The sequence below is a fragment of the Flavobacteriales bacterium genome, from assembly GCA_021296215.1.
Taxonomy (GTDB): Bacteria; Bacteroidota; Bacteroidia; order Flavobacteriales; family ECT2AJA-044; genus ECT2AJA-044.
Map to the genome: position 1 here is coordinate 1 of JAGWBA010000007.1, position 19,488 is coordinate 19,488.

A 19,488-nucleotide genomic window follows, 5' to 3' on the forward strand; every position below is an offset into this window, starting at 1 on the left:
AACGCGGATGCCCCCGCCGCTAACGCTTGTGGACTATATGTGGATAGAATGTTGATAGTGAGTAATAACTTCGATTGCGAAACGCGACATGAAGAGACGACTTGCCACTTTGGTAGGCCGTCTTTTCTTTTTTACCCCGGTGCCTTCGGCTGTCAACCCCTTGTATTTAGGGATTATTTCATTGGGCTTGGCATTATCCAATTGGACTTTTTTGTCCTTCAAAAGGTGGTTCGTGGCGGTTGCAAACCGCCAGTTCAGGAGAGGGGAATTAGTGCGCGACAGCGCGTGTTCCCCTCTTCTGAACACCCAATTTTTTTCACTCCCGCTGCAAGCGGGAAAGCGCGTTGGCCTGAGAGTGCGCAGGATGGCCATTTGTTGTACCAATAAACCTGATAATTATGAAAACGAAATACTTCTTATATGCCAGAAAATCGACCGAAGATGAGGAGCGACAGGTAATGTCAATTGAAGCGCAGATTACAGAGCTAAATGATTTTGCGCGCAGGGAAAAAATCAAGACTGCAGAAACCTTTGTAGAGAGCAAGAGCGCGAAGAAACCGGGGCGGGCTGTGTTCAATGAAATGATGGCAAAGGTTTATGAAAGTAGGGAGCCGATTGGGATTTTAGCTTGGCATCCCGATCGGCTGGCGCGGAATAGCATGGACGGTGGGCAAATCATTTACCTGATCGATTTAAAGCGTGTGGTGGCATTGAAGTTTCCGACCTTTTGGTTTGAACCTACGCCACAAGGTTTATTTATGCTGCAAGTAGCGTTCGGGCAGTCAAAATATTACTCGGATAACCTTTCGCAAAATGTGCTGCGCGGGATAAGGCAAAAGATCAGGCGCGGGGAATATCATTGCTATGCGCCATTTGGCTACATCAACAATCCGAAAACGAGGAATATTGACGTTGATCCGGTAAAAGCGAAAATCATTAGAAGGCTATACAAGTAATTTGCAGCGGGTGGGCATAGCTTGGAATCCATCCGGCACAGGCTTTTCCTTTGGGGCGTTGCGGGCAAGACGGGAAAGCCTGTTGTAAAATCGGTTGTGTATCGAATATTGACCAATCCAACTTACTTGGGTTTGATTGAACACAAAGGGGAACTATTCGAAGGCGCATTTAAACCGATTTTGGATAAAGCAATCTTTGAAGCGGTGCAAAAGGAATTGCACAGACGATCGAGGCCACGCAAGCAAGTAGGACGCCATAACTTTCCATTTACTGGCCTTCTAACTTGCGGGGAGTGTGGAGGGCAAATTACGGCTCAATACGCCAAACAACGGAAATACGTTTACTACCGCTGTTCAAAGAAGTTTGGCGTATGTGCGCAAGGCTATTTGAGCGATAAGGCTTTGCTTGGGGAATTGAGAGCGATATTAGAAAAGGTTGCTTTACCGGATGGGTGGGGCGATTTTCTGCTGGCTGAATGTGAGCGGGTGAAGCGCGAGGAAAAACATGGCAAACAGTCCTTTTCCCAAAATCTGAAACGGCAGTTGGATGAAACCGAAACCAAATTGGATAAACTGGTAAACGGTTTTCTTGACGGGATGATTGAGCAAGAAATCTACCTCAAAAAGAAGGAGCAACTTCTAAAAGAGAAAGTTGATTTAGAGGCTCAAAAGCAAGATTTTGAGAAAAGGGGTGTTGAGTGGGTCGAACTTGTGCGTGGGTTCGTGGAGGCCAGTAATGATGCGGGTCGGCTGATTTCTTCGGATGATTTTGGGGAAATTAAGGCCTTTGTGAAAAAAATTGGGTCGAACCGTCTTTTGTTGGATAAAAAAGTCCTTTTGGATTTTGCCTTGCTCTTTGATTTAATCCCTAAATACAAGGGGTTGACAGCCGAAGGCACTGGGGTAAAAAACAAAAGACGGCCTACCAAAGTGGCAAGTCGTCTCTTCATGTCGGGGTGAGAGGATTTGAACCTCCGCTCTCGCGCCCCCCAGACGCGCGCTTTAACCGGACTAAGCTACACCCCGATTCGACTCAACATGTGAGGCTTTCTTTACGTTAACGTAACGTACCTCCTTGAGGGGGCACAAAATTAGAATTACTTTCGCAATTTCCAATGAAAAATATATCACTCATCGGGGTTTTACTTCTGTCGCTGACTTTGTCGGCACAGGAAAATTATACCGTGAGCGGCTATGTAACCGATGCCGCAACAGGCGAGTCGCTGATCGGCGCCAATGTGTTCGAACCGAGCCAATCGCTAGGGACATCAACCAACGTGTACGGTTTTTATTCGCTCACCCTTGCGGGTGGATTCGCAAATATTCGGATCTCATACCTCGGTTACAAGGAGTTCGACATTACCATACCACTGAAGAGTGACACCACCCTTTCCTTTGAACTTGAAGCCAGTAGTCTCATCACCGACGAAGTGGTGGTCACCGCCGATTCCCCGGACCGAAACGTAGAGGGCGTTGATATGGGACGAGTCGACCTCGAACTCGACCTCATTAAGCAAATTCCGGTGGTAGGAGGCGAAGTCGATGTACTTAAATCGATTCAATTATTGCCCGGAGTACAAAGCGCTGCAGAAGGATCGAGCGGATTCTACGTACGCGGTGGGGGTGCCGATCAGAACCTCATCCTGCTCGACGAAGCCGTGGTATACAACGCCTCTCACCTACTCGGCTTCTTCAGTGTATTCAACGCCGATGCGCTTAAAAAGGTAGAGCTGATCAAGGGCGGAATGCCGGCGAATTACGGAGGACGATTGAGTTCTGTGCTCGATATCAGCCAACGCGACGGAAATTATAAACGCCACCAACAGCAAGGAGGGATCGGCCTCATAGCTTCCCGTATCACCGCCGAAGGGCCAATCGTCGAAGACCGCGCCTCGTATTTGTTTTCGGCCCGTAGAACCTATGTCGATCTGTTCTTGGCACCATTCGTCCGAGGTACTGAGATTGAAGGGAACACCTACTTTTTTTATGACCTCAACCTCAAACTGAACTACCGCCTAACCGATCGCGATCGAATATACGTATCGGGGTATTTTGGACGCGACGCCTTTGTATTCAACGACCCAAAAAGCGACTATCAAAATTCGATTCCCTGGGGAAATGCTACGGCGAGCGTTCGTTGGAACCACCTATTCACCGATAAATTATTTGTGAACACCACGGCCGTATTCAGCGACTACTATTTTCAATACGAAGCCTCCAACTCAACGTTCGATTACCAGCTGTACAGCGGTGTTCAGGATTACACCCTAAAAACCGATTTCAGCTACCACCCCAACCCCCGTAACCGGATCAAGTTCGGAGCTAACTATATCCGACACATTATTACACCGTCCAATGTTGGAGGCCGGCAACAAAACACCTCGTTCGGTGCAAAGGGCGTCAACCGCCAACACGCCCACGAGGCAGCCGTTTACGCGCTCAACGACTTCGACGTTTCCGAGCGGCTCCGAATCAATGCAGGACTCCGCGTTTCGTTTTTCAATCAAGTAGGACCGTTCGACCGTTACCTCAAGGATCCCAATGGCTCCATAGAGGACACTGTATCGTACCGAACGGGAGAAACCGTTCAAAGCTATCTCGGTTGGGAGCCGCGATTCAGTGCACGATACCGCCTCAATGATAAGAGTTCTGTGAAGATCGGACTCGTTCGGAACTACCAATACCTCCACCTGGTCAGCTTCTCGGCTCTCGGCCTTCCTTCCGACCTATGGTTACCTTCTTCCGATGTCGTAAAGCCGCAGACCGGACACCAGTACAGCGTGGGCTATTTTCAAAACTTCCGGAACAACACTTATGAATTCTCCATCGAAGTCTTCTACAAAGAACTCGACAACCTGGTCGCCTACAAAGAAGGGGTTACGCCGAACGAAAACATTGCCGACAACCCGGATAACAACCTCACCTTTGGCACTGGAGAAGCCTACGGGGTCGAGTTCTTCGTGAAAAAGAGTACCGGAAAACTTACCGGATGGGTCGGATACACCCTGAGTCGAAGTCTACGCTATTTCCCGGAACTCAATGAAGGAAACACCTTCCTGGCAATTTACGACCGACCTCACGATATCTCGATCGCCCTGAACTACAAGCTCTCCGAAAAGTGGAGCCTCGGAACCGTTTTCGTATTCGGAAGTGGATCAAACTATACCCCACCAAAGTCGCGCTACCTCATCGACGGGCAGTTCTATACTGAATGGGGGCCGCGCAACAGCAAGTGCCTACCCGCTTACCATCGTCTAGACCTCAGCGCTACTTGGGTCGCGAGAAAGACAAAGCGGTTCGAGTCGAGCTTCGTGTTCAGCGTCTACAATGCATACAACCGACAAAACCCCTTCTTCGTTTATTTCGATGGCCAGGGCAGCATCATTGACGGAACCTATAGTTTAGCCGCGCGCCAAATCACCTTGTTCCCCATTCTGCCGAGTGTCACGTGGAATTTCAAATTTCTATGAAAACGCTTAAGAATATATTCCTCTTTCTTTCTGTTCTCGCCCTCTCGGGCGGATGCGAGAGTAACATCGATTTGGAGCTGGCCGATTACGAAGCAAAGATCAGTGTCGAAGGTTACATCACCACTGGTAAACCGGCCCGTATTCACCTGACGCGGAATATCGAATTTCTCGGCACCATCGATCTCACCAATTACGAAGATTTCATCATCGAAGATGCCCTAATCGTGGTCTCAAACGGGATCGTTCGCGATACCTGTGAATTTGATGTAGCCCCAGGCTACCTGCCTCCTGTCGCCTACTTCGGAACTCAGATCATCGGCCAGGAAAATCAGCGCTACGATCTCGAGGTCTATATCGATGGAAAACTGCTCACCGCATCTACTTATATTCCAAAAGTGAATTCGCTCGATTCGCTTTGGTGGAAAGCCGATGACGTTCACCTTGAAACAGGAGACAGCGTTGGCCCGATCCACTACCAATACAGCGACCCCGATACCTTGGGAAACTACCACCGATTGTACTACCAACGCATCGGCATCGACGAAATCCCATTTGCTACCAGCGGAGCTACCCGGACCGATAGGCTCGTAAATGGGCTCACATATGAATCAACAGTGTATCGATCGCGTACCTACGCCGAGCGCTATGTGCCCGAAGAAAGCGAATCGGTTCCGGATCAATTCCGCTTTGTTCCGGGTCAAGCGGTCATTCTGTACTGGGACGCCATTTCTTCTACCACTTATGAGTTTTGGCAAAGCACGCGCAATAACGAGGCTAGCGACGCCTTTAGCCCATCCCAGAACGTAGCCTCCAACATCAATGGCGGACTTGGGATCTGGGGCGGTTATGCGGAGTCCATCGACACTGTTTATATCCCATAATAAGTTTGTAACCTTAGTGACAAAAGGTGACGGTCATTCTTCTTAATTTTGTGCATCGATAAAAATGAAGCTATGAGCAACGGAATAGAAAAACTGGACTGCGTCATTATCGGATCGGGTCCTGCGGGCTATACGGCAGCGATCTATGCTGCACGTGCAGACCTTAAACCGGTCATGATTCAGGGAATGGAACCTGGAGGTCAATTGACCACAACGACGGAGGTCGAGAACTTCCCGGGATACCCGGACGGAATCACCGGTCCGGCCATGATGGAAGAACTTAAGGCTCAAGCTGAGCGCTTTGGTACCGATGTCCGCTGGGGTATGGTCACCAAGGTCGAGTTCAGCGAAGAGGCCGGAGATTACCACAAGCTTTGGGTCGATAGCAAGACCGAGATTCAAGCCAGAACCGTGATCATTTCAACCGGAGCAAGTGCCAAGTACCTCGGACTAGAGTCTGAAAAGACCTATGCAGGTAGCGGAGTCAGTGCTTGTGCGGTATGCGACGGATTTTTCTACAAGGGATTGGACGTGGCCATCGTAGGTGGTGGTGACACTGCCGCAGAAGAAGCTACGTACCTCGCAAAGCTTTGTAAGCACGTTCATATGTTGGTACGCCGCAACGAATTGCGCGCTTCAAAAGCGATGCAGCACCGGGTTTTCAATACAGAAAACATCACCGTGCACTGGAATACAGAAGCCGAAGAGATCTTCGGTGATGGAGTAGTCGAAGGAGTTCGTATCGTGAACAACGAAACCAGCGAAAAATCAGAACTGGCCATTCAAGGGTTTTTCGTAGCAATCGGCCACAAGCCGAATACAGACATCTTCAAAGGACAACTCGAAATGGACAATGTCGGCTACCTCATCGTTAAGTCGGGAAGCACCAAGACCATTAAACCTGGAGTTTTTGCTTCTGGTGATACTATGGACAAAGTGTACCGCCAGGCAGTAACCGCGGCCGGAACAGGATGTATGGCAGCTCTCGATGCAGAGCGATATTTGGCCGAACACGAGATCGTGTCGGAAACCGTAGAAGAAGTGACGAACTGAATCGCTATCCAATAATAAATGGCAAAGCCGCCTTCCTTTCGGATGGCGGCTTTGTTTTTCTCGGGTATTTAGCGTTCCTGTAAGCCGGATTCTGTATCCTGCCGAAGCAGGCTTCTGTCATTTATCTAGCCGCACGCTCACGCGTACGATCGGCATCGACCTACCCCCCGGTCGGGCGAGCAGCCCTCAATCCCGGTATACACGGTCTTTCAACCCATAGAGTTTACCCAGCTGCACTGATCGCTCGATGCACTGGTGGGCTCTTACCCCACCTTTTCACCCTTACCTCGCAAGCGAGGCGGTTCTTTTCTGCGGCACTGGTCGTACCTCCGTACCCGAACGAAGGCCCTTCCCGTTAGGAAGTATGGTGCTCTGAGTTGTCCGGACTTTCCTCCCCCAGGCTAGGCCTGGCAGCGACAGAACGGAACGCTATTTTTCTCGGCAACAGTGTGAGCAACAGCAACAGTTAATTACCTTCATTTGTTGTAGCTGTAGCTGTCGTTGTGGCTATTATAAAAGAACTTCCGTTGCCCCGAAGCCGTACTTCTGGAATGCCGCGTCGAAATGCTCCAGATGATAGACTTCATCCAACAGCCTACAAATTTCGTGTTTTAACACACCCGCTCCAACTCCGTGTATAAAAACCACGCGATGCAGATTATTCTGCAGGGCGAAATGCATCTTGCGTTCAAAGTGCTCTACCTGAATACGCAGTTTATCGTGTGAGTTGAGACCGCGCTCAATGTCGACCAGTTGATGAATGTGCAGGTCCACTTCCATATCGACCTTGCGCGAAAGTCGGCTGTGTCTCTTCGAGATCGGCTTTTTCTTCGGCTCCCCTTCTTTTTCGCGAATCAACTTCGGCAACTCGTCTTCATCGGTCACCCGAGTGATATCGTAGGTTTCCCCGCTATCAACCACCAATTCATGGCTCCAGGCCTCTTCCTTGAATCCGTCATCCGTCTTAAAGGTAACGAGGTTACCACGCACTTCGGTCACCGTACCTTCGAGTACGTCGTCGATCAAAGCCACACGCATCCCCTTTTTGATTTCCATAGTGCAAAAATACACCCTACTTTTACGCCAAATAAACGCCTTATGCGCCGAATCGTTCCCTTTGTCACCATATTGCTCCTCGTCGCTTGCCAATCAGACCCGAAATCAACGGGTGATAGCCCGTCAAAGATCGAAAAGCTCCCTACCCTATTTCGCCTCGTATCAGAAGGTTCCGCTCCGCTATTAAATCAAGGCGATACCGTGGTCATAAACGTCGAGGTCGTAGATCATAGCTTCGATATCGGTGAATGGCAATGGACAGTTAACGGGCTGCCTACGGCAGGAAGCGGAACCGGGCTCCTCTGGTTCAGCGCTGACCAAAAGCTTGGGGAGTACGCGTTTACTCTGACCGGTAAAACAGCGTATGGCCAAGCACAAAGCAAGACCTTGATCAAGGAGATCGCAGCTGCTCAGGAGCCCGATCAATACACCTACGAGTTGGTTCGTACCCTTCCGCACGACCCCAATGCCTACACTCAGGGATTGTATCTACACGATGGAGTTTTCTACGAGGGTACCGGACTCAAGGGTCAATCGAGCCTTCGTGAAGTAGAAGTCGAAACGGGCAAGATCGTTCGCAGTCACAGTATTCCGGCCCGTTTTTTCGGAGAAGGCATCACGGTAAAGGATGACAAGCTCTATCAGCTCACCTGGCAAGGGAAGACCGGATTCGTATACGACCTCGAAACCTTGAAACCCATAGAGGAGTTCAATTACAATACCGAAGGATGGGGACTTACGCACAATGATACGGCACTGTTCATGAGCAATGGAAGTCACCGCATCTACATCCTCGATCCGCAAACTATGACCGAGATCGGTGTGTTGCAAGTATACAATGAGCGAGCGCGGATGATCAACCTCAACGAATTAGAGTGGATCAACGGTGAAATCTGGGCCAATGTGTACGGCACGGGATATATCTGCCGGATAGACCCCAAAACCGGAGCGGTGACCGGAATCGTTGATTTTACGCAGATATTCGACCGAAGATCATACCCACGACGTACCGATGTATTCAACGGTATAGCTTATGATGAGTCGACCGGGAATTTATTCGTCACGGGGAAATTATGGCCCAACGTGTTTGAGGTACGCATCGTGCCACAAGGCACATAGTGTCGCTCTCGATCGCAAAATGTAACTTTGAAGAAGACCACAAGAAAGAAATCATGGAAAACGTAGCCACAGATACCAAAGCCAAGCAGTATATCGATCTCGAAAACCGACACGGAGCGCACAACTATCATCCGCTCCCGGTAGTTTTGAGCCGCGGTGAAGGGGTGTACGTTTGGGACGTCGACGGCAAAAAGTACTTCGATTTTTTATCGAGCTATTCGGCCGTAAACCAAGGGCACTGCCACCCACACATCATCAATGCGCTCAAGGAACAGGCCAGCACTTTGACCTTGACCTCTCGCGCTTTTTATAACTACGTTTTGGGCCCTTACGAGAAATTCGCCACAGAGTATTTCGGGTACGACAAGCTTTTGCCCATGAATACAGGCGCCGAAGCCGTTGAAACAGCCATCAAGATCGCACGTAAATGGGCGTACGAGAAAAAGGGCATCGAGCCAAATCAGGCCAAGATCATCGTAGCGGAGAACAACTTCCACGGGCGAACGACCACCATTATCAGTTTTAGTAGTGACCCCGAGGCGCGTGGGAATTTTGGCCCGTATACGGGCGGATTCATACGTATACCCTACAACGATCTAGATGCGCTCCGCGAAGCCCTGCAAGATGAGCACGTGGCCGGATTCCTGGTTGAACCGATTCAAGGAGAAGCGGGTGTTATGGTTCCAACTCCAGGTTATATGGCCAAAGCAGCGAAGATGTGTCAGGAAGCTAACGTCTTGTTGATCGACGATGAAATTCAAACGGGTATTGCACGTACCGGAGCGCTTTTAGCCGTTTGTGGCGAGTGCGATTGTGGCGCTCGATGTGAACAGAAGTACGAATACAAGCCCGATATCTTGATCTTGGGAAAAGCCCTGAGTGGTGGGGTTTATCCGGTTTCGGCCGTCTTGGCAGATAATGCTGTGATGCAGGTGATCACCCCGGGAACCCACGGCTCAACCTTTGGTGGAAACCCACTTGGAGCCCAAGTGGCCATTGCCGCCCTTGAGGTCGTGGAAAACGAGAAATTAGCAGAAAACGCTCGCCGTCTCGGTAAACTCTTCCGGGTAGAGATGAACAAATTCATTGAAAAGACCGACCTGGTTCGGTTGGTACGCGGACGTGGGTTGTTGAACGCCATTGTGATCAACGACCACCAAGACAGCAATACTGCTTGGAATATCTGTTTGAAACTTCGCGACAATGGTTTGCTTGCGAAACCCACTCATGGAAATATCATTCGATTTGCTCCTCCGCTCGTGATGACCGAGGAGGAGCTTATGGAATGTGTTGAGATCATCACGAGCACTATTAGAGCATACGAAGCCGAAGAAGAGTGAATTACCTCGCCCACCTGTACTTGAGTGGAGATGAGGACCTTGTGGCTATCGGCAACTTTTGTGGCGATGCGATTCGAAGAAGTCAGTTAAAAGGCATTCCGGAGCGAATGGCCGTTGGTGTTGAACTTCATTGGATGATCGACGAATTCACCGATCATCATCCCGTAGTAGAGAGATCCAAGGAGCGTCTTCGGCCCATTTACCAAAAATACGCATCGGTATTGGCAGACATCTACTACGATCACTATTTAGCACTCCATTGGGATCAATACTGCCCTACGCCACTGGCAGACTATGCTCAGGATCAATATGCCTTGATGAGGGCGAACCGGGATCTACTTCCCAAGCGAATTCAGCATATGTTGCCCTATATGGAGCGGTACGACTGGCTAACGAACTACGCTCTCCTTGAAGGAATTGATCGCGTTCTACATGGAATGGGCCGGAGAGCTAAGTTCGAGTCGCGAATGGAAGAAGGAGTACGCGAGCTCAAAGCCATGCACGGCGAATTCGAACAGGATTTCTTTGAGTTCTTCCCGTTGCTTCAAAAAGCATGTGCCGAATACCTTTCCTAATAGGCCCACCACTCGGATCGAGGGTAATCGACCCCAATGGCAAATCGTTCACCGATCAGTGGATGGATCACAGGTAAATTGTTCTCCTGCGCTGCTGCTTTGAACCGCTCAATGGGTTCGGTCCAGCTGTGGATCGATAACTTGAATGCACCCCAGTGAATGGGCATCGACAATTTCGCCTGTACATCTAATCCGGCCTGAACACTCTGCTCCGGCATCATGTGAATGGCTTCCCACGCTTCATTGTATTGACCGCATTCGAGCATGGCAAAGTCGAAAGGACCGTATTGATCGCCGATCTCTTTAAAATGAGGCCCGTAACCTCCATCGCCACTGAAATAGATGTTGTGGTCTTCGGATTTTATGACCCAACTGGCCCACTGGGTCTTATTTCGATCGGTCACTCCCCTACCCGAGAAATGGCGCGCCGGACAAGCGATGAGGTCGATAGGTCCGGCCGAAGCCGAATCCCACCAATCGAGTTCCGTGATACGATCCTCTGAGATTCCCCAGTGTTTCAAATGCGAACCCACACCGAGTGCGGTATAGAAATGCGCAATTTCGCCATCGAGTTTCTTAATGGTTGGATAATCTAAATGGTCGTAATGATCATGAGATAAGATCACGGCATCGATATCGGTGAGTTCGTCGAGTGGAATGGGTTCTTTATTAGGAAAGCGCTTGCTTCCAAAAGAAACCGGAGAGGCCTTTGGCCCGAGTATCGGATCTATGAGGATGCGCATATCGTGCATTTCGATGAGGAAAGCAGAATGTCCGTACCAGGTGACTTGGCAAAGGCTGTCAATGGTGTTCGCTTGTTCGTCGAATTGAACGGGAAGTGAGTCTTGCGGACTTTGTCCTTTACCGAAGAGGAATTCGGGCATGGTTCCCATCATTTCACCGAAAGAGCCCATGTGCGTTTCAATGAGGTTATGAAACGAACCATCGGCGTGGTTTGGTGATCTAGAAATTCGTTCGAGATGTTCACCTGAAGGAGCGCGGCCGATCTGAGGAGCAGTCCTCACAAAGATGAAAACGCCCAGGGTGGGCAGAATAACAATGGCGATTACGGCGTAAAGCATGCGTTTTAGGATCTTGAGGAATCGTCTCATGAAGTTCATACGGTAACTAAACCAAAAGTGCGCAATAAGTTCGAGAGTCCGCACCTTTGGCCTAAATTTGCGAAATGGCTCGAAACAGAAGACCCAAACCATTATTTGAATCGATCGAAGTCCTGCGCGCAGGATCGAAAGGAAAGAGTATTGCCCAGGCTCCCGATGGAAAAACCATCATGCTTACGGGGGCGGTACCCGGTGATGTCGTGGACTTACAAGTAACACGCAAGAAGCGCAGCTACTATGAGGCGCAGACGACTGCGATTCACAAATACTCAGAAGCTCGTGTGGAAGCACCATGTCAGCATTTTGGCGTGTGCGGAGGATGCAAATGGCAAAACGTAGCGTATGAGAATCAGCTCGAGTGGAAGGAACGCGAGGTGCTCGATCACTTAAAGCGTATCGGGCACCTTGAATTGCCCGAGGGCAAAACGCATGCGATCATGGGATCGGGCGAACAGTTCTATTACAGAAACAAGCTCGAATTCGGTTTCAGCTCGCAGCGATGGTTGAGTCGGGCCGAGATGGCCGGCGGCAAGACCTTTGATGATCGCCGAGCGGTCGGATTCCACATCCCCGGGATGTGGGATAAGATCCTCGATATTGAGCATTGTCATCTACAGCCCGAGCCCAGTAATAAGCTTCGGAATGCGATCAGGGAATTCGCGTTAAAAAACGACTACAGTTTTTTCAATCCATATGAACAAACCGGATTGCTTCGAACGATGATGATCAGAACCGCTACTACGGGGGAGGTCATGTTAGCGATTCAGTTTGGCGAAGAGGACACATCGCGCCGAGAGGCGCTGCTCGAATTCGTTAAAAATGAATTCCCTGATCTGACCAGTCTTATGTGGGCGGTCAATACCAAAGGGAACGATGCCTGGTATGATCTAAACGTTCAGTGCTACCACGGCCGTGCGTTCATTTACGAAGAGATGCCTCGTTTCGAGGGCGATACCGAGCCATTGAGATTCAAGATCGGACCGAAGACCTTTTATCAGACGAACCCTGAGCAGGCCTATCACTTGTACGAGCGCGCTCGGGAAATGGCCGATTTACAGGGAGATGAATTGGTATATGATCTGTATACGGGAACGGGTACCATCGCGCAGTTCGTTGCGCATAAAGCAAAGCATGTCGTAGGTGTTGAAGCCATAGAGGAAGCCATTGTTGCGGCGCGAGAGCACGCCGCGTTGAATGGCATCGACAATGTGGAATTCCACGTTGGAGACATGCGCAAAGTGCTGACCTCGGAATTCGTGGTGGAACACGGTGCTCCGGATGTTGTGGTTACCGATCCGTCTCGAGACGGGATGCACCCGAAGGTAGTAGAGACCATTTTAGAAGCGCGACCGAGGAAGCTCGTTTATGTGAGCTGTAACTCGGCTACACAAGCGCGCGATCTTGAGCTTTTGAAAGAGGCATATGATCTCATTGAGGTTCAGCCCGTTGATATGTTTCCGCATACCCACCACGTTGAAAATATCGTGTCATTAAAACTGAAGTCATGACACCCGAGGAACTGAATGCGGAATTTTGGAATGAGCCATATATCCACAATCAGATGGGTTGGGATATAGGCGAAGCCAGCAGGCCGTTGAAGGAATTCCTGGATCGTTGGCCCGACAAGAACGCCAAGATCTTGATTCCCGGAGCGGGGAATGCGTACGAAGCAGAATATGCTTGGAACACGGGTTACGAGCACATTCATGTACTCGACCTCAGTGAGCAGGCCTTGCGAGGATTTCATAAGCGCGTTCCCGGCTTTCCGACCGCGCATCTGATTCAGCAGAATTTCTTCGATCATAGGGAGCAGTATGACTTGATCTTGGAGCAGACCTTCTTTTGTGCGCTTCATCCGGATCAACGCGAGAAGTATGCTCGACAAATGGCAAAGCTGTTACCTGGTGGAGGTCATTTATCGGGTGTTTTATTCAACGTTCCTTTGAACGATGATCGCCCTCCATTTGGCGGACACGAGAGCGCATACAGAACTTATTTTGAGGATGACTTTGAGTTTTTGTCGTGGGAGCCTTGTGGAAACAGCATTGTGCCACGAGCCGGACGAGAATGGTTCATGCACCTTCAAAGGAAGTAGTATCTTAGACGAGAAAATCGACAATATGGCGGCAGAAGAACGCACACTGATTTTGAATCACCTGCAAATTGAGCAGCGCATCATTCGAATGGCCTGGGAGATCTATGAGAATCACTATGATGACGAGGAGATCGTTATAGCGGGCATAGCTGAGCGCGGGTTCAAGGTAGCCAAAAGGGTCAGTGTATTGTTGGCCAAGATCACGGACATCAAGATCACCTTGGCCGAGTTGAAGTTGAGCAAGGAAAATCCCATGGGCGAGGATATTCGCCTAAGTATTTTGCCAGCGGATTATACGGATAAGACTGTGATTCTGGTCGACGACGTCCTCAATTCAGGTCGCACCCTCATGTATGGAGCTAAGTATTTCTTGACCACGCCGTTTAAGTCGCTCGATATTTTGGTTTTAGTTGATCGTGGACACAATCGCTTCCCTATTCAGGCTACTTATGCCGGAATGAAGCTCAGCACTACCTTGCAAGAGCATGTGAGTGTTGAGTTTGGGAAAGAAGATGCGGTGTACCTTGAATAGCGAGCTATTCATACACGGGAAGAATTTTTCTACGGCTGCGGTATTCGTTGGATACATTTTTTTGGCGGTCGGCGCGGTTGCGTTGTTCGCGAATCCGTTGATCGCGTTGCTCCCTATTGGAACGGGTATCTTTTTTTGTTTTTCATTGAGCGGTACCGAGGTCGATTTGGAGGGTGGTCGAATTCGAGAATACGTTCGCGTATTTTGGACGCGTCAAGGCGACTGGAAAGAATTGGAGCATTACCCGCATATGGCCGTAACGAGAAAGACCTTGAGTTATACAACTACCTCATATTACTCGAACCAAAGTGTGGTCAATTCGGACAAGGTATACGATGTGTGTCTTTTATCGGTCAATCACCACAAGCGAATTACGTTGTGTCGATATCCTACGGTTGAGCGGGCGAAAGAAGCTGCACAAGAATTGTCGCAGCGATTTGACCGTCAACTCACGAGTTTTAATCCGGCCGGGAGTTCCGCATCGCGCCGTAGGCGATAAATTACCGAACCACTACCTTTTGATAAAAGCTACCTTCAACTTCACTAAAGAAGTGAAAATAATACACACCTGTAGACCAATGTTCGACATTTACGGAGCACTCTCCTGTAAAGGACCGCTCCATTCGTTTTCTACCGGTTGAACTGTAGACTGAAAGGTCCCATACGGTTTTCTTCTCACATCGAACTTGGACCTTGGAATTGGCAGGATTTGGATGAATGCTTACTCCACTAGTACTAATTAATTCATCATTTTCAGTGTAGCCGAAATACGCACATGGCGTGTAAAAGCTACAGCTATCGGTTTGAACAAATGCACTAAAACTACCCGTATACGGTGCGATAAGGGTGTCGTTCGTTTCTCCAGCTATGGGTGAATTCGAACTGCAATCGTACCACTGATAACTCAATCCACTCAGTTCATTTACAGCAATCAAGGAATCTATTTGAGTTATGGTGGTTTCCGCAGAATGTATACTGAAGTCAATCCGAACTATGGAGTCGCATCCGTTCGATGCCACGAAATTTCCATTGTACGTACCTGACGAACTGTGGTAGACACCGTCGGGGTCAATGTAGAAACTACATGCTTGTACTTCTGAGAAATTAATCGCCGCATTGCAAGAGGTGTTGTGGTGAATAAAACCTCCCAACTGTCCCACCTCGAACTGATCGATATAAATCTCTTTTAATTGATCTCCATCCGGATCTACAAAATGTGTTAATGGATGAACATCAAATTCAGCAAAGTCGCTTTGAATTAGGTTGGTATGAACCGCTTTGAAGTTGATAGATATTTGACCTTTTCTCACCCTTGGATAGACTTGTAAACCCTATGGTTATGAGTTCTAGGGCTCCGTCATTGTTAAGATCGACAAAATCGAGAGACCCATTGACAAGTGGTTCAATTGTGCTTGTCACAACGTTTGGGGTAAAATGAGCCGTGCCGTCATTCAAAAATACTACCGATTGGTAGGCAGGGCTATACGGCTGGAAATGACCCATGGCTAAAAAATCCATATCACCATTGTCGTCCCAATCGACAAAGTCCATAGCTCCATGTCGCCATCCAATGGAGTCAATAACCTCACTTATGAGCCAAGGCGGGCCATTAACACGAATATAGACCCGGTACTTTTGACCACCATTTCCTCCACCCCACGAAATGTAGTCGAACAGTCCGTCATTATTCAAGTCTTCAAATTCTACCCCACCATTGAAACCGGAATGCAAGTTAAATTGACCGTTCCAGTTAAACACACTCCACCTTGATTAATATAGCCCTCTATGGTGGGATCCAATACACTGTTTTTAATGACCAGAAGGTCGATCAGGGAATCCCCATTCAAGTTCATGGCTCTGAACTGAGGAACACCAAAATCAATGATCCCGTGATTCATCACTTCTGAAAAGTTCCCATTTCCATTGTTGATGTATACATGTGTTTTGCGATCACCAAAAGTGTCGCGTCCCGAGATCATGACATCGATTAATCCGTCATTCGTAAAATCAAATAAGGCCGTGGCAGCTTCTTTAACCCCGATAAAGGTCGTGTCATCCCAATTTTCAAAGATCAGCCCCCCTTTATTTCGGTATACTACAGTTTTAGCATTGCCTTCTACGTCACTACCAGCCCTCAACAAGTCGAAATCTCCATCGCCATCCAAATCACCGAAAGAGTCTTGTCCTTCTGTAATCGGTGTATCTCCACTAGGATATTTTTGAATAAACGTTCTGTTCCCGTTATTAATAAAAAGCTTGTTCAGTCCGCTTTCAGCATTACTTTCAGTAAATCCACCAACATTGACTAAATCTTGTAAGCCATCCCCATTAAAATCACCTAGAGCAATCGAGTGAACTTCGTTGGGCGGATCATATTCGTCAGGCTCAAAAATTCCATTTAACGTATCGAGTTCAAAGTCAAAATTGCCATTGTTCCAATATAAATCAAACCTGTCCTGACTAGACCACGGTATCCCGTGGTTGATCAAAACAATTTCATTTAATCCATCGGCATCAAAATCAGTCGATACGACCTGTCTTCCTTCAGTAGCTAGAAGAGTGTCCGGAATAACGGCACTTGGATATGCTGTTCCTCCCGGATAAATATAAGCTGGGGAGCCATTCTCAGCTCCTATGAGCAATAGGTCTTCAATACTATCACCATTTAGGTCTCCCGTTAATGTCGTTCCGAAATCAAAGAATGGAAACGTCATCGTCGTATCGTCAACAAAAACAAGATTCCCATTTTTAAGAGAACCCTACTTGGGGGGTCAAAGAAAAGACCATTTCCGACGGTCATAATATCCTCAAGCCCATCGTTATTTATATCGAACAAAACGATATTGTCTTGAAAGTGGCCAGGTACGGACGGAGTATGAAAGGTGTAAACTCCGGGCGTAATTTGCTCAAAAATATAGACGTATACAGGAAGGCCGAGGCTACTATCGAAATATCTAAAGACGAAATCCATATCTCCATCGCCATCAAGATCGCCGCAATCAAAAGGACCTTTCTGTCCTGAGTTGATTGCCCCTGGTGTTGGCGTAAAATGCCCTTGCCCATCATTCAACATGGTAAATGTCGTGTCATCACCATTGGTGAAAACACCGGACTGAATTAGGACGAGGTCCCCATCTTGATCTACATCGATTAAGGCCGCATTTAAGCTACTTACCTCCGGGAAAAAGTTTGCCGAAGTATCAGAATAAAACTCTGCGTTCCCGTTATTCAAGAATAATTTCCCGGATTTCAAAAAACCATTCGGGACAAGAATATCGATATCACCATCCTGGTCCACATCTCCGGAAAGAAGGAAACCGGATAAAATTGGATAATTAACAACGTCGGAAATATGTATATATGACTGAGCTCGAACGTGTTGGAGGCCAAAAGCCAGTACTGCGATTAGACTGAGAGTGACTGATTTACTGCCCATTGTAAGGAGTTTTCTACAAAAAACAAAAGTAGCAAGAACCTGTCCGTAAAAAAACATTCAGCTAGGTCCGCTTTCTCAAAACGGAAGAAAAGAAGCCCTTACAGCATAATGGACCAACCGAAATGAATCTCGGTCTTGTACATATTGTAGGCGTTGGGCGTGCGATCGAATAGGATGCTATGGTCGAATCCGATAAAGAGACCAAGTGAGGTCATGAGTCGAGCCGAAACCAACGCCGCATGGGGCTTTTTGTGGTCCGGATCTTCCACTCCGCAGGTGAGCGGAACCGGGTTCCAAAAGGTGAGGGTGTAGTCGGCCTGGGCTTCGAGTATAAGCCAACGCGTGAGTGCCACATCGGCGAAAAGGGTGGGTCCTGCTCCGAGGTACCAGCCGTGGGGTGCGTAGGTGATTTCTTCGTTTTGTCCGAACTCGTTTTCGACCACATAGGTGTTTCCGAGGGCGAAGTCCGTGAGGTTGAATCCACCCGCCACCACCACTCTATCGCTTGCAACGAAATTCCACCCCCAACCGGCGGCCCCCATTAAAAAGTTGGTGAAAGTGGAACCTTCATCGCGGTATATGTTCGCTCCTTGGTTGTTGTTGAGGTCGGTGTCCTTTAGGAGGTAGAAAATCTCGCCGATGATCTTGTTGCGGTAAACGAAGCGACTTTTCCCGACTTCCGGGTTATCTATGCGATACAGGAAGAAGTTTCCGGTCCAGAAGGTGCCTTTATGGTTTTCGGGCCGTGGTGCACTGGGTGTTGATAAAGCCATGTGCCGCACCGAAAGGCCCAGGTACAGTTCGCGATCGAAATACGACTCGCCCAGGTATTTAAAATCAGCGAGCTGTCCTGAGGCCAGTACGGGTGCTATGCACGTTAAGACTGCGAAGGCTACTCGTTTCACTTATCGGGTCATTTTGACGATGGTGAGTCCCGGACCACCGCCAACATAGTATCCCATGTACGGACGGTATCCGAATTCGAAGTTGTAACACATACCAAACTTTTTATCGGTGCGGTCCTTTTTTTCGATCCGGTAGGCGCTCCACCCTAGTCGGAATCCGACCGGAAGCGCGTCTCGAGTATTATTGACCTCGTCGGTAACATCGGGTTCGCCGTCGATCATAGGGTCTTTGAAGGAGGCGTCGATCAACAGGGCATCGATGTAAATGTTCTTAGCGATGGAGCTAAACTGATTACCCCATCCATCGGCCTTGATGAACACGTTGGTGATAAAGGGCCAGTTGACCCCTGCATAGAGTCCGTTGAAATTTGCGCTCCCCACATCCTCCGAGAAGGCCATGATGGTGTTTTCGTTGCCGCTGTAGGCCAATAGCCCTTCGGCGTCCATTGCTGAACTAAAGTGGTAATATCCGCCTCGAACCATGAAATCGACGCGACGTTGTGACGGTACGGTCAGGAAAGTGTAGGTGATGGTTTCATTTTGGGTGTACCAATCCTCAGCTTCGTCGATGTCGAGAATCCCCTTATTGTCGTTGGTCTTCACCTTGCTCGACAAGGTTAGGTATCCTCCCACTTCGATATCGTTCAAGGTTGGGTTTCCATCGTAGTTCAGCGATGCGAACGATAAAATACTCCGACGAAAGCGGTAGTCGATACCAATTCGATTAACGGGCTCCACCACACCCCAAGCCGATAAATTAAAGGTGAGTCCGGAGATGTTATCGGACATTACCTCCATATCGAGGTGCTGTAAATTGAGTATCCAAAACGGCTTGATATCCGGATTGTCGTACTCGATGGTGTAGTTGACTTGTTGAGCCCTGAGCATGCTAGCGGAAGCGATCAGGGCGAGAAATAGAACAATTGAACGCTTCATGATATTTTATTTT

Annotated in this window: 20 protein-coding genes, 1 tRNA gene and 1 other RNA gene; 12 read left to right on the forward strand and 10 right to left on the reverse strand. The window is 48.7% G+C overall.

Annotation, left to right across the window (positions count from 1 at the left end; translation table 11 throughout):
* Positions 1-398 precede the first annotated feature (398 nt).
* On the forward strand, positions 399-956 hold the full coding sequence (locus J4F31_01955; GenBank protein MCE2495345.1) for a recombinase family protein: 558 nt from the start codon (positions 399-401) through the stop codon (positions 954-956).
* Between the two features lie 21 nt (positions 957-977).
* The gene (locus J4F31_01960) at positions 978-1,916 is read left to right on the forward strand and encodes a recombinase zinc beta ribbon domain-containing protein (protein MCE2495346.1); all 939 of its coding nucleotides are present in this window, start codon (positions 978-980) and stop codon (positions 1,914-1,916) included.
* Here the strand turns inward: J4F31_01960 and J4F31_01965 are convergent.
* A tRNA-Pro gene (locus J4F31_01965) sits at positions 1,908-1,982 on the reverse strand. The two genes, J4F31_01960 and J4F31_01965, sit on opposite strands and share 9 nt — an antisense overlap.
* A gap of 89 nt (positions 1,983-2,071) precedes the next feature.
* On the opposite strand from J4F31_01965, the gene J4F31_01970 reads away from it, so the two are divergent.
* The 3 genes from J4F31_01970 to trxB all read left to right on the forward strand — a co-directional run bounded on the left by J4F31_01970 (position 2,072) and on the right by trxB (position 6,360).
* Positions 2,072-4,426 (forward strand): TonB-dependent receptor, encoded by a 2,355-nt coding sequence (locus tag J4F31_01970; protein MCE2495347.1) that lies wholly within the window; start codon positions 2,072-2,074, stop codon positions 4,424-4,426.
* On the forward strand, positions 4,423-5,307 hold the full coding sequence (locus J4F31_01975) for a DUF4249 family protein (protein MCE2495348.1): 885 nt from the start codon (positions 4,423-4,425) through the stop codon (positions 5,305-5,307). Before J4F31_01970 ends, J4F31_01975 begins: the two co-directional genes overlap by 4 nt.
* A gap of 72 nt (positions 5,308-5,379) precedes the next feature.
* The gene (gene trxB / locus J4F31_01980; protein MCE2495349.1) at positions 5,380-6,360 is read left to right on the forward strand and encodes a thioredoxin-disulfide reductase; all 981 of its coding nucleotides are present in this window, start codon (positions 5,380-5,382) and stop codon (positions 6,358-6,360) included.
* 64 nt (positions 6,361-6,424) lie between these two features.
* Here the strand turns inward: trxB and rnpB are convergent.
* An RNA gene (gene rnpB, locus J4F31_01985) (RNase P RNA component class A) lies at positions 6,425-6,793 on the reverse strand.
* Between the two features lie 77 nt (positions 6,794-6,870).
* Entirely contained in the window at positions 6,871-7,416 is a 546-nt protein-coding gene (locus J4F31_01990; protein MCE2495350.1) for a Smr/MutS family protein, read from the reverse strand.
* 42 nt (positions 7,417-7,458) lie between these two features.
* Here J4F31_01990 and J4F31_01995 point away from each other — a divergent pair, with 42 nt between their 5' ends.
* Genes J4F31_01995 through J4F31_02005 form a run of 3 tightly spaced genes read left to right on the forward strand, consistent with a single transcriptional unit; the run spans position 7,459 to position 10,450 of the window.
* Positions 7,459-8,535 (forward strand): glutaminyl-peptide cyclotransferase, encoded by a 1,077-nt coding sequence (locus J4F31_01995; GenBank protein MCE2495351.1) that lies wholly within the window; start codon positions 7,459-7,461, stop codon positions 8,533-8,535.
* Positions 8,536-8,588: 53 nt separating this feature from the next.
* Positions 8,589-9,875 carry an ornithine--oxo-acid transaminase gene (gene rocD, locus J4F31_02000; GenBank protein MCE2495352.1) on the forward strand — a complete coding sequence of 429 codons (1,287 nt, stop codon included), beginning with the start codon at positions 8,589-8,591 and terminating at the stop codon, positions 9,873-9,875.
* Positions 9,872-10,450 (forward strand): acyl carrier protein phosphodiesterase, encoded by a 579-nt coding sequence (locus tag J4F31_02005; protein ID MCE2495353.1) that lies wholly within the window; start codon positions 9,872-9,874, stop codon positions 10,448-10,450. The genes rocD and J4F31_02005 overlap by 4 nt, the downstream gene beginning before the upstream one ends.
* Here J4F31_02005 and J4F31_02010 read toward each other — a convergent pair.
* Complete coding sequence (locus J4F31_02010; GenBank protein MCE2495354.1) at positions 10,447-11,562, reverse strand: MBL fold metallo-hydrolase; 1,116 nt, start codon at positions 11,560-11,562, stop codon at positions 10,447-10,449. The genes J4F31_02005 and J4F31_02010 overlap by 4 nt on opposite strands.
* 74 nt (positions 11,563-11,636) lie before the next feature.
* On the opposite strand from J4F31_02010, the gene rlmD reads away from it, so the two are divergent.
* The 4 genes from rlmD to J4F31_02030 are packed head-to-tail and all read left to right on the forward strand — an operon-like array spanning position 11,637 to position 14,697.
* Positions 11,637-13,079, forward strand: a complete 1,443-nt coding sequence (gene rlmD / locus J4F31_02015) for a 23S rRNA (uracil(1939)-C(5))-methyltransferase RlmD (protein MCE2495355.1) — start codon at positions 11,637-11,639, stop codon at positions 13,077-13,079.
* The gene (locus J4F31_02020; protein ID MCE2495356.1) at positions 13,076-13,666 is read left to right on the forward strand and encodes an SAM-dependent methyltransferase; all 591 of its coding nucleotides are present in this window, start codon (positions 13,076-13,078) and stop codon (positions 13,664-13,666) included. Before rlmD ends, J4F31_02020 begins: the two co-directional genes overlap by 4 nt.
* Before the next feature lie 25 nt (positions 13,667-13,691).
* Positions 13,692-14,198, forward strand: coding sequence for a phosphoribosyltransferase (locus J4F31_02025; protein MCE2495357.1), 507 nt, complete (start codon positions 13,692-13,694; stop codon positions 14,196-14,198).
* Complete coding sequence (locus J4F31_02030) at positions 14,167-14,697, forward strand: hypothetical protein (protein ID MCE2495358.1); 531 nt, start codon at positions 14,167-14,169, stop codon at positions 14,695-14,697. The genes J4F31_02025 and J4F31_02030 overlap by 32 nt, the downstream gene beginning before the upstream one ends.
* A 1-nt stretch (position 14,698) precedes the next feature.
* Here J4F31_02030 and J4F31_02035 read toward each other — a convergent pair whose 3' ends face one another.
* From J4F31_02035 to J4F31_02060, 6 genes are all read right to left on the reverse strand, one after another.
* Positions 14,699-15,508, reverse strand: a complete 810-nt coding sequence (locus J4F31_02035) for a T9SS type A sorting domain-containing protein (GenBank protein ID MCE2495359.1) — start codon at positions 15,506-15,508, stop codon at positions 14,699-14,701.
* Positions 15,438-15,890, reverse strand: coding sequence for a VCBS repeat-containing protein (locus tag J4F31_02040; GenBank protein ID MCE2495360.1), 453 nt, complete (start codon positions 15,888-15,890; stop codon positions 15,438-15,440). Before J4F31_02040 ends, J4F31_02035 begins: the two co-directional genes overlap by 71 nt.
* 11 nt (positions 15,891-15,901) lie before the next feature.
* Positions 15,902-16,912, reverse strand: coding sequence for a VCBS repeat-containing protein (locus J4F31_02045; GenBank protein MCE2495361.1), 1,011 nt, complete (start codon positions 16,910-16,912; stop codon positions 15,902-15,904).
* The gene (locus tag J4F31_02050) at positions 16,909-17,634 is read right to left on the reverse strand and encodes a VCBS repeat-containing protein (GenBank protein ID MCE2495362.1); all 726 of its coding nucleotides are present in this window, start codon (positions 17,632-17,634) and stop codon (positions 16,909-16,911) included. Before J4F31_02050 ends, J4F31_02045 begins: the two co-directional genes overlap by 4 nt.
* 98 nt (positions 17,635-17,732) lie before the next feature.
* Complete coding sequence (locus tag J4F31_02055) at positions 17,733-18,539, reverse strand: hypothetical protein (GenBank protein ID MCE2495363.1); 807 nt, start codon at positions 18,537-18,539, stop codon at positions 17,733-17,735.
* Positions 18,540-19,475, reverse strand: coding sequence for a hypothetical protein (locus J4F31_02060; GenBank protein MCE2495364.1), 936 nt, complete (start codon positions 19,473-19,475; stop codon positions 18,540-18,542). It lies immediately after the preceding gene.
* Between the last annotated feature and the right edge of the window lie 13 nt (positions 19,476-19,488).

Coding starts and splice junctions, on each gene's coding strand:
- J4F31_01955 (MCE2495345.1), top strand. CDS start 399: ATGAAAACGAAATACTTCTTATATGCCAGAAAATCGACCGAAGATGAG.
- J4F31_01970 (MCE2495347.1), top strand. CDS start 2,072: ATGAAAAATATATCACTCATCGGGGTTTTACTTCTGTCGCTGACTTTG.
- J4F31_01975 (MCE2495348.1), top strand. CDS start 4,423: ATGAAAACGCTTAAGAATATATTCCTCTTTCTTTCTGTTCTCGCCCTC.
- trxB (MCE2495349.1), top strand. CDS start 5,380: ATGAGCAACGGAATAGAAAAACTGGACTGCGTCATTATCGGATCGGGT.
- J4F31_01990 (MCE2495350.1), bottom strand. CDS start 7,416: ATGGAAATCAAAAAGGGGATGCGTGTGGCTTTGATCGACGACGTACTC.
- J4F31_01995 (MCE2495351.1), top strand. CDS start 7,459: ATGCGCCGAATCGTTCCCTTTGTCACCATATTGCTCCTCGTCGCTTGC.
- rocD (MCE2495352.1), top strand. CDS start 8,589: ATGGAAAACGTAGCCACAGATACCAAAGCCAAGCAGTATATCGATCTC.
- J4F31_02010 (MCE2495354.1), bottom strand. CDS start 11,562: ATGAGACGATTCCTCAAGATCCTAAAACGCATGCTTTACGCCGTAATC.
- rlmD (MCE2495355.1), top strand. CDS start 11,637: ATGGCTCGAAACAGAAGACCCAAACCATTATTTGAATCGATCGAAGTC.
- J4F31_02020 (MCE2495356.1), top strand. CDS start 13,076: ATGACACCCGAGGAACTGAATGCGGAATTTTGGAATGAGCCATATATC.
- J4F31_02025 (MCE2495357.1), top strand. CDS start 13,692: ATGGCGGCAGAAGAACGCACACTGATTTTGAATCACCTGCAAATTGAG.
- J4F31_02045 (MCE2495361.1), bottom strand. CDS start 16,912: ATGACGTTTCCATTCTTTGATTTCGGAACGACATTAACGGGAGACCTA.
- J4F31_02050 (MCE2495362.1), bottom strand. CDS start 17,634: ATGGGCAGTAAATCAGTCACTCTCAGTCTAATCGCAGTACTGGCTTTT.
- J4F31_02060 (MCE2495364.1), bottom strand. CDS start 19,475: ATGAAGCGTTCAATTGTTCTATTTCTCGCCCTGATCGCTTCCGCTAGC.